This window comes from Pseudoalteromonas sp. PAST1 (genome assembly GCF_021532515.1).
Taxonomy (GTDB): domain Bacteria; phylum Pseudomonadota; class Gammaproteobacteria; order Enterobacterales; family Alteromonadaceae; genus Pseudoalteromonas; species Pseudoalteromonas simplex.
Genome location: NZ_JAKGBH010000084.1, coordinates 1 through 9,588, shown reverse-complemented (window position 1 = coordinate 9,588; position 9,588 = coordinate 1). Strand labels below are relative to the sequence as shown.

The window sequence follows — 9,588 nt, the reverse complement described above, 5'->3', positions numbered from 1 at the left end:
TAGGTGAAAGGTTGATTTACCTAAATCAATACCTATGACTTTTGCAACTGACATGATGGTTTCCTCCTGTAATAGCCAACACTATGAGTTTAGCTAATGGGTGGGGCGTACCATCTAATTAATGAGTTAGAGCCGACCAGTGGCTCTGTGCCAAAAGCGGACTTGGTACAAAAACAAAGGCACCTCATGTATCAAAAGGTGCCTTCTTATTTTGTTAAAAGTTGTTTTTATTTTTAACCGCTATAACTTGACCATTTTTTGCAATTTGGAAGTAAAGCTTATCTTCGTTGCTAGCATTAGATGCACTAACTACGTAGAAATTGTCTTCAACGCTAGCAATCGAAAGTTGCGACTTATCAATATTTTTCCATGACTCATCTAACTTACCAACTTCAAAACCAGCGTCTTTAAATGTCATCTTTTGAATATGTGTTGCAGCGATGCTAACAGCTTTCTGACCGCTGATGACACCATGATCTCCATGTGCCTGTACATTACTAGTTAGCAAGGCACCACAAAGCGCAACGATTGATATTAGTTTGTTCATTTTAGTCTCCATTTTGTATGAAATTCGTAAAGTTAAATTCGTTATTGTTTAAGGCCAATAACTTTGTATTGCCCTTTGACCATTAGCTGTATTGAAACTGGCTTGTCTGATTTGTTTTTCCAGTACCAGCCATGAGAGCCTTCAAATGGCGTGGTATAACTACCTTTCATTTCATTAGTAGTAGCAATAACATAGCTTTCAAAATATCCCGTTGTGTCACCTTCTGGCTCACCATGTAAATCGAAGTACAATGGAACACCATCGGTTAACCATTCATAAGTCATTTTTTCATGCTGCTTCATATAAAATTTATATTCGATGCCGCGTCCCGCAGGGACTGTCACTTCTATTGTTTGAAACTCATCCGTGCCTTTAGTTGTCTCTAATGACGTTGTTTCCACTTCAGCCGCTTGTGCAAGTGCTGTTAAACCTAACTTGTTTCCAATACCTGTCGGATCGATGTTGTACTCTGCTGGTAAGATAAAGGTAACCAGTGCAATAGCCGCGACAACGACTGCTGAAATACTCGCTTTAACGAGTGTTTTGGTACTAACTGTATGTTGCATAAAATTCTCTTTTATTTCTGTATTTCTATAAGTTAAAAATCGATTAAATGGTAAAGTAACCAGCAAGTTGTAAGCCCATCAACATCACACCAGCACTCATTAGTGCGGTATTTGTGACTGTCGAAAAGCGTTGAAATGAAGGCAGTTTTCGCCATGCATTTATCATGATCAAAATAAGTGCGAGCGCAGCAAATTGACCAAGTTCAACACCTAAGTTAAAGGCAATCAGGTTGGTAATAAGACCTTCATCAGCTAGGCTAAACTCTTGTAATTTGGTAGCTAAACCAAAGCCATGAAACAGACCGAAAATCAGCACCGCCCATTGGGTATTAGGCTGCCAATTAAAGCAAAGCTTAAAGCCACCTAGATTATCGAAGCCCTTATAAATTACGGAAAAACCGATAATGGCATCAATTAAATAAGCATTGACCTGTATGTCACTTAACACACCAAATAACAGGGTTGTACTATGCCCAATAGTAAACATGGTGACGTACAACAGTACGTCACGGCTACGATATAAAAAGAAGATAACACCGACTAAAAACAGCAAGTGGTCATAGCCCGTTATCATATGCTTAGCGCCTATATATAAAAACGGGATAAACTGTACTCCATTATTTTGCTCTAAAAATGCTCTGGTTTTATCATCGACTCCGTGAGCAAAAGCTTCGATACTGACAAGCGCTAACAGCGCAATCGTCAGATAAGTCAGTACTTTAATCATGTTACTTGGCATCTTGAGACTCCAATACTTCAACATCAGTCAAAATAGACTCCTTTTCTTTATGTAAAATTCTGTATAAGGCAGGGATGACAAACAGAGTCAAAATCGTTGACGAAATAATGCCACCAATGACTACTGTTGCCAGAGGCCGCTGAACCTCCGAGCCTATGCCTGTATTTAACGCCATAGGAATAAAACCTAATGAAGCAACGAGTGCGGTTGTTAACACAGGTCGAAGACGCGTCAGCGCACCATCAAAGATTGCTTTATCAAGTGCCAAACCATCTTTGCGCAGTTCTCTGATAAACGACACCATAACCAGTCCATTTAGGATGGCGATGCCCGATAAGGCGATAAAGCCAACCGCTGCCGAAATTGAGAACGGAATATCACGTAGTAACAGCGCAGCAATACCACCAGTTAATGCAAGCGGAACCCCCGTAAAGATGATCATGGCATCTTTAAACGAGTTAAGGGCGAGGATTAATAAACCAACAATCATGATTAAAGTGACAGGTACAACAATACTCAGGCGCTCTGAAGCGGATTGCAGTTTTTGGTAAGTGCCGCCATATTCCACCCAATAACCAGCAGGTACTTCAACGTTTTCATTAATGGCTGCTTGTATGTCTGCAACAAAACTACCTAAGTCCCTACCACGAACATTGGCAGTTACTACCAATCTACGTTTACCATTTTCACGATTTATTTGGTTAGCACCCGATATCAGCTCAATATCAACCAATTCTTTAAGTGGTACTGTATGTCCATCAGCCAACGTTATCGGTAAATAAGGTATTGAATCGATATCATTACGTTTGGACTCTGTGAGCCTTACTACAATATCTGAGCGCACATCGCCTTGATAAAACTTACCTGCAACTGTACCGCCCATAGCCATTGCCACTTGAGACTGTACTTGGCTAATACTAATACCAAACTGCATCAGTTTTTCACGATTTGGCACAAGATTAAGCATGGGTAAACCAGTGGTTTGCTCAACTTGTATATCTACGGCACCTTCAACCTGAGAGATTGCACCCTCTATCTCACTGCCTAACGTAGTCAACGTATCAAAGTCATCACCAAACACTTTTATCGCAAGTTCAGCTCTCACCCCAGCTAACAATTCGTTAAAACGCATTTGTATTGGCTGTAAAAACTCATATCGGTTCCCCGGAATTGGCTCTACTAGCGCGGCTAACTCTTCTACAACTTGAGTTTTTGTCTTATCTGGATCAGGCCACAACTCGCGAGGTTTCAGGATAATGAAGTTATCTGCGACACTTGGCGGAACGGCATCAGTTGCAACGTCGGCAGTGCCTATTTTGGCAAAGACGCGTTCAACTTCTGGCATTTGTTTAATTTTATCTTCTAAAGATTCCTGAAGCGCGATTGCTTGAGACAATGACGTACCCGGAATTCGCAGCGCGTGCATGGCAATATCACCTTCATCCAAATTAGGCGCAAATTCACTACCTAACTTAGTTGCCTGATAACCTGAGAAACCCACTAATACTGTTGCGGCTATAACAACGAACCAACGGGCTTTTAAAACCCAGTTTAAAGCAGGCTTGTAAAGAACAGTAGCACCACGAATTATTGGGCTATGTTTTTCTTTCACAGGCTTTTTAAATAACAAGGCAACCATAGCGGGTACAAAGGTAACCGATAACACCATAGCGCTAAGTAACGCGATAACCACGGTGATCGCCATCGGGTGGAACATTTTGCCTTCAACACCCTCAAGAGCAAAAATGGGTAAGTAAACAGCGGTGATAATAAACACGCCAAATAGCGCTGGACGTATGACTTCCTTTGTGGCTTCGAACACGAGTTCCATGCGTTCTTTTAGCGGCAGAGGTTTGTTTCCTGCTTGACTTAGCCTGCGAAGACAATTTTCCACGATAATAATGGCACCATCGACTAACAAACCAAAATCTAACGCGCCTAAACTCATCAGGTTAGCACTCACGCGAGTTTGTACCATACCTGTTACTGTCATCAACATGGCAAATGGGATCACTAAGGCTGTTAAAAATGCAGCCCTGAAATTACCCAGTAGCACAAAGAGTACAACGATAACCAATATCGCCCCTTCGATCAGGTTAAGCTGAACCGTTTGTAGCGTTTTATCTACTAATTTAGTGCGATCATAAACAGCAGTTGCGACTATACCTTCTGGTAAAGTGGCGTTAATTTCCTTGAGCTTTTCTCCCACGGCATGAGCTACTGTGCGGCTATTTTCGCCAATAAGCATAAATACCGTACTCATCACCACTTCACGACCATTTTGTGTAGCAGCGCCAGTTCTAAGCCCTTTGCCGTTTTCAATATCGGCTACGTCTTTTATATAAATTGATGAACCATCAAGCGACTTAAGCGGAATATTACCAATGGCAGTCATATCAGTAACCTGACCGGGCAGCCTTAACAACCACTGTGCGCCATTTTGCTCAATAAAGCCTGCACCTTGGTTTTGGTTGTTTTGCGAAATTGCATCAACCACATCGGCTTGTGACAGCCCAAAAGCAAGTAACTTTTCAGGTTTGAAAGCGACTAATATTTCACGCTCAAATCCGCCTATCGGGTTCACTTCTACTACACCCGGCACCCGCATTAACTGTGGTCTTATTGTCCAGTCATGTACGGTTCGTAAATCCGTTGGTGTAATAGGCGTGCCATCAGCATGTGTAGCATCAGGCTCAGCATCAACAGTGAACATGAATATTTCACCAAGACCTGTCGCAATTGGCCCAAGTTGAGGCTCTAAGCCCAGCGGTAACTCAGCGCGTGCCGCTGATAAACGCTCATTAACAAGCTGACGGGCAAAATAGACATCAGTATCATCACTGAATATTGCAACCACTTGAGATAGGCCATAACGAGAAACTGAGCGGGTATAGGTTAACCCCGGTAAACCCGACAATGCGGTCTCTAACGGAAAAGTTACCCTTTGCTCAACTTCTAATGGCGTAAACCCAGCCGCTTCGGTATTGATCATTACCTGCACATTGGTGATATCAGGCACTGCATCAATCGGTAGTTTGGTAAAATTCCATATACCCAAACCTGACACAGCTAACACCATCACCATGACAAGGAATTTGCGCTTTATTGAAAAGCGTAAAATTGACTCCAACATTTATACACTCCTAGTGATCGTGTGATGCGCCAGACTTTTCAATGTCGGCTTTTAAGATGTAGCTATTGTTGGTCACGTATTCGGTTCCCGCTTTTAGGCCACCTAATACTTCAATCCATTCGCCTCCAGTGCGGCCCAACTCAAGCATACGAACTTCATACTGCTCACCCACTTTGGCGTAAACAACAGTAAAGTCTCTAAAACCTTGTAAGCCAACACGCTTTACAGCCAGTGGCACATCAATGGTTGCAACTTCAATGTCAGCTTTTACGAAGCCGCCTTCGGCAAGGTTACGACCTTCTAATTCGACCCAAACTATTCTTGCCTGATCATCTCTCACGCTAGGTTCAATAAATGACACCTCACCTACAAGGGGGTCCTCATGACCTTCAATGTTTAACGTAACTGGCGTTTCCAGTTTAACCTTGGAATAATCCGAAGGATAAACCGCTAATTTGGCAATATGGCGATTAAGATTGGTAATGGTGAGTAAGGTTTTACCATTAGTTTGCTCACCCGCGTTTGCGAATAACTGGGTAATAACACCGTTAATGGGCGCTTTAATAACGTAGGGCTTAAGACTTTCATTACTTTCTACTGTGAATAGCGTTTGCCCTTTTTTAACAATTTCACCGTAATTGACGTGTAATTTGGTGATTTCACCATCGAAACGCGCAGCAATGTTTCGCTTAGCGTCCACAGGTAAACTTAATTTTCCATAAGCGGGTATGGTTTGATGAATTGTCGCAGGGCCTGCGATTTCAGTGTTGATTTCCATTGCATCGGCAACTGCCTGTTCAATTGTGGTGCGACCCTCGAAGTTGTCATATCGCCAATTGTACTTTTTACCCTGATAAGTTGCTTCAATGGCAACAACAAAAGAGTGAGGCTCATAAATCACCATATCACCGCGAAGAAAGTCACCTTGAGCATTGAAGTTAATATCATCAGTGCCATCGCCTAGGCGAATTAATTTTACGTTTAAATCGACATTCTTTGGGTCTATAGGTTGTCCATCATTTGTCGCCCAAACACGAAACTCTGGTGGCACACCAGTTTCAAAAATAGAGAGTTCAATGGCAAAATCACCATCTCGTAACATGCGCCCACGGTGTGGACCTTTCTCTGGTTCAGCTTGCTCTGCCGCAGGTGTTGATGCTGCAATAGCATTAGGTGCGACGACACCTGTGAATGAGATAATAATCGCCAAGCTCAATGACGACAGAATATTTTTATTTTTCATAAATTTACTCATGGTTTTACTCGCTATCACTAACGGGCACGCCAGTTAGGCGTTGAATTTCAATATGTTGTAAATGCAAAGATTGATAAGCATCAAGTAACTGATTTTGGGCGCTGAGCAGCTCTCTACGTATATCACTCCACTGGTTGTAGCTAAGCTTACCGATATCAAATGCCTGACTTGCTTCAGTCAATGCGGTTTCTAGTACGGGAATAATTTCAGCTTGAATCGTTTCAATGACATGGTGGGAATGCGCCATTTCTTGTAATAGCACATATAGCTGTGCATCCAGTTTCTGCATTAAGGCTTGTTGCTGAGTTGCCAGTACATCTTGTTTTGCGCGTAAGGCCGCTATTGTTCCTGCATTGCTATTGTCATTCCCCCAAGGAATAGATATACCCGCTACTAAACCAAAGTCATTTGTCGCTTCATATCGTCTCAATCCCGCAGTGAGTTGCCACTGAGGTTTTGCTTCAATGCGTGCAAGCTCCATTTGAGACTGAGCGATACGTTGTTCATTAACAAACTGCTGTATTTGTGGGACTTGCTTAAGCTTGATTAGCTGGCTTTCTACCGAGGGAATTTCCGGCTTAAGCATTAAATTCCCAGTTAATTTAAGCTCAGCCTGAGGCTTGCCCCATAAGGATGACAGTTGATAATGACTAGCTTTTAATTCGTGCTCTAAATCTTCTACAGCGAGATTTCTTCGAACCAGCTCGGCTTGAGCCAAGCGCATTTCAACATTGGAACTTTTACCCGCTTTTACTCTTTTGGCAATAGCGTCAACCACTTCCTGTGCCTGAGACACCGCTAATTGATTGAGTTTCAAGCGCTCTTGCTTTATCAAGATTTCAACAAACTGTTTAGCAACAATCGCAGATAAATCGAGGGCTTTTATTTTTTGCTCTACTATTACTGCATTTGCTTGGCTTTTTGCCGCATTAACTCTGCCATCAATTTGATCTTGTTGAAGCAACCAAGAGTATGTGAGCGTTGATTGCATACTTTGTAATGCGCTATGCTCACCTGTCCCTAACGCATCTTCAATCATTAAACCTATTTGAGGACGCTCTCCAATGCCAGCTTGCTCGATATTACCTTGCCACACAGCTTCTTGAGCTATCAAGGCTTTTAGCTCAGGATGACTTTGTAGAGTCATGGTCACAGCCTTGCTTAAATTTATAACCTGATGTGATGACTGTAATTGCTGCTGGGACTGCGCATTAGCCAAAAAGGGAGTTGATGTTACTAAACCAGCCCCCGTTGTTAAAACTAGACCAACAGCCAAAAACCGATTGCCGATCGGTTTTTTTCCGTTGCTTTTATAAAAATTAAATCTCATTCCATATCCTTAATTAATGGATGAAAAAAGTTTCGATAAAGTGATGAAAACTATCGACAGTGGATGCCGCTAGTACTGGCATAGTTGCCAATAATGCTAGAGTAATGATGATAGTAGTAAGTGACGGTTTATTAATTGGATTTAATAAACCCTCAACACGAAGACTCGTGTAATCATGTCCGAAGTAGCTAACAGACGCCTGATCGCAGTCCGTAGGAAGTGCTTTTTGAAGTCTAGCGACATCAATTAATGTCTGTGCGATATCAAGGTGGTCGTATTCTTTTGTGACCTCATTGTCGGCCATCTTTTCCGTCATTAAGACATATTGCTCGATTAGGGTTTGTTTTATACGTGACGGATAGAAGCTGGCAAGTGCCGTGAAAAGCACTTTAAATAACGGGTCTCTTGCCGTTACATGGGCCAGTTCATGATTAACGATGATATTAAGTTGTTCATCGCTAACTTGGGTTTGTAGTCCGGTTGATACATATATCTTGGGAGATATAAAACCTGTAGTAAAGGCAACAGGCACTTTAACAGGCATCAATAAATATTGATTGCCATTAGTCGTCCTAGCACCTTGTGCATCAGTAAAGCTTAGTAAACTCGATAATGCGATGGACTGTTTGGTTCTAACAAAGGTAGTCTTAGTTACGCGCCAAGCTAAATAGATTAGTGCTAAAAGTAAGGTTAACGCGTGCCAACTTGAAAAGCTAAAAATATCGATATGGTGCCAATGGGCAAAATCTTCGAACCAGCTTATGTTAAAAACTTTATCAAACCCTAACGAGTAAGGCATAAAGTAACCAATACAAGAAAAGGCTATCCACCAAGGTGCACTCACTAGTGACCACAATATAAACTTTTGACTATTAAAACTGACTTGTTTGAGTCTGAACAACACAAAACGAGATACGACAGCAACAGTTGCAATACCGATCACAAATGCAAGCACTGAAACACTGAGCAAATTTAGAACGATTGCCATATCTCCAACTAACATAATTAAGCCCGTTCCTTTCTTAGCTGGCGTTGTTTCTCGATCATTTTTTCTAATGTATCGAGTTGTTCGTCATTAAGCTGTGCCGAAGCAGAACTGAACGCAGCAATTAAGCTATTTTCACCATCATCAACAAAGTCACTGGTTACATTTGAAATAAGTTGAGCAATTAAGCCTTCACGATCTACTCTGGCTGAATAACAATACGCATGACCTTGTTTAGTGCGTTTAAGTAATTCTTTTTTAAATAACCTATCAAGCGTACTTTGGATAGTATTTAACGAATTACCACGAGCTAACCCCAGTACTTTATGTACTTGCTTTGCATCCGCCTCTTTGACATTCCAGAAATGTTGAAGCACTAATTTTTCTAGTTCACCTAATTGCATAACACTTTACTCTATTTAATTCGCTGGCTATATTGCCACAACAAAAACCGATAGGCAATCGGTTTTTAGATTTAAGGGTATTATATGGGTTGGCTAATAACTAAGTATTTGATCACCGCTACGGTCATTGTCGCGGCATCGGAGCTAGCAAAACGAAATGATAAACTAGGCGCACTCATAGTGGCCTTACCGACAGTCACAATTTTAGCCATGATTTGGTTATATGTTGAAAAGCAGCCGTCAGAGAAAATAGCCAATCATGCTTGGTACACTTTTTGGTATGTACTTCTCACATTGCCCATGTTTTTACTTTTCCCCATGCTGATGCAGCGCTACAGTTTTTGGCTATCGTTACTCATCAGCTCATTAATAACTGTAATTTGCTTTTGGCTGTTTTCTTTATTGCTGAAGCTGTTTGGAATAGATTTGCTTCCTTGAGGTTAACAGCAAGGTCCTTTGTTCACCCCACAGCTGCCATTAGAGTATTTACGTTAACGCGTAATGGGGCGTGCGACGTGAAGTCGTATGAAGCGCTGTTCACCGCTTAATGAGTGAACCATCTGTATCACCAGATGATCCTAGGAGCCTGAATAAAGTAGCGGCTCTGACAATGTAACGAAGGTTGGTAT

9 protein-coding genes are annotated in these 9,588 nt (G+C 41.8%); 1 reads left to right on the top strand and 8 read right to left on the bottom strand.

The genetic code is table 11. The features are described from left to right. Window positions 1-214: 214 nt before the first annotated feature. From L1272_RS22035 to L1272_RS22000, 8 genes are read right to left on the bottom strand one after another with little or no spacing between them, the layout of a single operon-like run. Window positions 215-547 (bottom strand): DUF6488 family protein, encoded by a 333-nt coding sequence (locus tag L1272_RS22035; RefSeq protein ID WP_126873588.1) that lies wholly within the window; start codon window positions 545-547, stop codon window positions 215-217. A 41-nt stretch (window positions 548-588) separates the two neighbouring features. After that, on the bottom strand, window positions 589-1,113 hold the full coding sequence (locus tag L1272_RS22030; RefSeq protein WP_138534089.1) for a hypothetical protein: 525 nt from the start codon (window positions 1,111-1,113) through the stop codon (window positions 589-591). 43 nt (window positions 1,114-1,156) lie between these two features. Further along, a complete protein-coding gene (locus L1272_RS22025) occupies window positions 1,157-1,852 on the bottom strand; it encodes a HupE/UreJ family protein (protein ID WP_126873610.1) in 696 nt (231 codons plus the stop codon). Then, window positions 1,842-4,985, bottom strand: coding sequence for an efflux RND transporter permease subunit (locus L1272_RS22020; protein ID WP_126873592.1), 3,144 nt, complete (start codon window positions 4,983-4,985; stop codon window positions 1,842-1,844). The genes L1272_RS22025 and L1272_RS22020 overlap by 11 nt, the downstream gene beginning before the upstream one ends. A 10-nt stretch (window positions 4,986-4,995) precedes the next feature. Next, window positions 4,996-6,228 carry an efflux RND transporter periplasmic adaptor subunit gene (locus tag L1272_RS22015; protein WP_126873594.1) on the bottom strand — a complete coding sequence of 411 codons (1,233 nt, stop codon included), beginning with the start codon at window positions 6,226-6,228 and terminating at the stop codon, window positions 4,996-4,998. Between the two features lie 16 nt (window positions 6,229-6,244). Continuing rightward, complete coding sequence (locus L1272_RS22010; protein WP_126873595.1) at window positions 6,245-7,570, bottom strand: TolC family protein; 1,326 nt, start codon at window positions 7,568-7,570, stop codon at window positions 6,245-6,247. Between the two features lie 13 nt (window positions 7,571-7,583). Continuing rightward, window positions 7,584-8,573 carry a M56 family metallopeptidase gene (locus L1272_RS22005; RefSeq protein WP_126873597.1) on the bottom strand — a complete coding sequence of 330 codons (990 nt, stop codon included), beginning with the start codon at window positions 8,571-8,573 and terminating at the stop codon, window positions 7,584-7,586. A gap of 2 nt (window positions 8,574-8,575) precedes the next feature. Beyond that, window positions 8,576-8,959 (bottom strand): BlaI/MecI/CopY family transcriptional regulator, encoded by a 384-nt coding sequence (locus tag L1272_RS22000; protein ID WP_028834938.1) that lies wholly within the window; start codon window positions 8,957-8,959, stop codon window positions 8,576-8,578. An 84-nt stretch (window positions 8,960-9,043) separates the two neighbouring features. Here L1272_RS22000 and L1272_RS21995 point away from each other — a divergent pair, with 84 nt between their 5' ends. Beyond that, a complete protein-coding gene (locus L1272_RS21995; RefSeq protein ID WP_130051661.1) occupies window positions 9,044-9,397 on the top strand; it encodes a DUF3147 family protein in 354 nt (117 codons plus the stop codon). Window positions 9,398-9,588 lie beyond the last annotated feature (191 nt).

Excerpts from the sequence above, each read along its gene's own strand:
- L1272_RS22005 (WP_126873597.1), bottom strand. The coding sequence starts at position 8,573 with ATGTTAGTTGGAGATATGGCAATCGTTCTAAATTTGCTCAGTGTTTCA.
- L1272_RS22030 (WP_138534089.1), bottom strand. The coding sequence starts at position 1,113 with ATGCAACATACAGTTAGTACCAAAACACTCGTTAAAGCGAGTATTTCA.
- L1272_RS22010 (WP_126873595.1), bottom strand. The coding sequence starts at position 7,570 with ATGAGATTTAATTTTTATAAAAGCAACGGAAAAAAACCGATCGGCAAT.
- L1272_RS22020 (WP_126873592.1), bottom strand. The coding sequence starts at position 4,985 with ATGTTGGAGTCAATTTTACGCTTTTCAATAAAGCGCAAATTCCTTGTC.
- L1272_RS21995 (WP_130051661.1), top strand. The coding sequence starts at position 9,044 with ATGGGTTGGCTAATAACTAAGTATTTGATCACCGCTACGGTCATTGTC.
- L1272_RS22025 (WP_126873610.1), bottom strand. The coding sequence starts at position 1,852 with ATGCCAAGTAACATGATTAAAGTACTGACTTATCTGACGATTGCGCTG.
- L1272_RS22000 (WP_028834938.1), bottom strand. The coding sequence starts at position 8,959 with ATGCAATTAGGTGAACTAGAAAAATTAGTGCTTCAACATTTCTGGAAT.
- L1272_RS22035 (WP_126873588.1), bottom strand. The coding sequence starts at position 547 with ATGAACAAACTAATATCAATCGTTGCGCTTTGTGGTGCCTTGCTAACT.
- L1272_RS22015 (WP_126873594.1), bottom strand. The coding sequence starts at position 6,228 with ATGAAAAATAAAAATATTCTGTCGTCATTGAGCTTGGCGATTATTATC.